The organism is Candidatus Electronema sp. TJ, from assembly GCF_048287355.1.
Lineage (GTDB): Bacteria > Desulfobacterota > Desulfobulbia > Desulfobulbales > Desulfobulbaceae > Electronema.
This window is the reverse complement of the sequence record NZ_JBLWEP010000107.1, coordinates 7,186-8,308: the sequence shown is the minus strand read 5'-3', so window position 1 is coordinate 8,308 and position 1,123 is coordinate 7,186. Positions and strand designations below refer to the sequence as shown.

General features: G+C 54.6%; 1 protein-coding gene. It reads left to right on the top strand.

The features are described from left to right. Positions 1–263: 263 nt before the first annotated feature. Positions 264–1,123 (top strand): nitrogenase component 1 (locus tag ACNKID_RS08565; RefSeq protein WP_417913019.1); only part of this gene is annotated, 860 nt, incomplete at its 3' end.

Below are 1,123 nucleotides of genomic sequence, written 5' to 3'. Positions count from 1 at the left end.
AAGAAACTTTTCCGTGAACAGCAGAGGTCACAACTTGGGTTAATTTAAGAAATATTCTTCTTCACTGTGTTGCGCCTTGCTGACAAAAATGCGGCGAATATTCAATTTTGCAACAACAGAACAGATTTGACAAAGTGCAAGCGATCCTGTTTTTACGGACAACATATTGAATATGCTTTCTATTTATCCTAAGCATTCTCAGGCACAATTTTTGCAGCAAGAACCTGTAACACACCTGTTTCATTTTTCACAGAGGAAAAATTATGGGCGCTGCACTGCTGAAAGAACGGGAAGATCAGGTTCATGTCAAAGGCGAAAAGCCCTTCAACATCGTCTGCAATAAAGACAGCCTTGCCGGGGCAGTCAGCCAGCGGGCCTGCGTGTTCTGCGGCTCGCGGGTTGTGCTCTATCCCATTGCCGATGCCCTGCATTTGGTGCATGGCCCCATCGGCTGCGCAGTCTATACCTGGGACATTCGCGGCGCACTCTCCTCCGGGCCGGAACTGCACCGGCTTTCCTTCTCCACCGACCTACAGGAGAAGGATGTCATCTTCGGCGGAGAGAAAAAGCTGCGCCGCGCCCTGCTGGAGCTGATTGCCCGCCACAGCCCCAAGGCCGCCTTTGTCTATTCCACCTGCATCGTCGGCATCATTGGCGATGACTTGGAGGCGGTCTGCAAGGCGGTTGCGGCGGAGACCGGCATTCCGGTGATTCCGGTGCAGTCCGAGGGCTTCAAGGGCAACAAGCGGGCTGGCTATCAGGCCGCCTGCGAGGCCATGTTCCGGCTGATCGGCACTGGTGATACGGCAGGCATCTCCAAGTACTCCCTCAATATCCTCGGCGACTTCAACTTGGCCGGGGAGATATGGATGGTGCGGGAATACTACGAGCGCATGGGGATTCAGGTGGTGGCCAACATCACTGGCGATGGCCGGGTTGATGACATCTGCCGGGCGCACGGGGCCGCGCTGAACGTGGTGCAATGCTCCGGCTCGACCATGCAGCTGGCCAAGATGATGGAAGGAAAGTACGGCACGCCTGCTATACGGGTTTCCTATTTCGGCATTGAGGACATGTCTGAGGCGCTGTACGACATCGCCCGCTTCTTTAAGAAGAAATACCC